The organism is Oleiphilus sp. HI0061 (genome assembly GCF_001635675.1).
Map to the genome: position 1 here is coordinate 1 of NZ_LWFE01000797.1, position 252 is coordinate 252.

The 252-nt window shown below is 47.6% G+C and carries 1 protein-coding gene; it reads left to right on the forward strand.

Annotated elements, in window-relative coordinates; translation table 11 throughout:
- Nucleotides 1-252 (forward strand): hypothetical protein (locus A3735_RS30705; protein WP_197485809.1); only part of this gene is annotated, 252 nt, incomplete at both ends.

Below are 252 nucleotides of genomic sequence, written 5' to 3' on the forward strand. Positions count from 1 at the left end.
AAGCCTATCTGTTCCAATGACCTAATCCAAAGCATGGAGCTCAGCCTCTATTCAGAAAAACCAGAGCTAACGCAAAGTGCGATAGCGGCTATAGAAGACCCCACTACAGATTTGAGCGAGTCTAGAATCCTGCTTGTTGAAGACGTCTATGTAAACCAGCTCGTTGTACAAGGTATTCTTGAGGCGCTTGACCAACAGTGCGATATCGCTGCCAACGGCCTAGAAGCGCTAGAAATGATACGCGACGCTGAA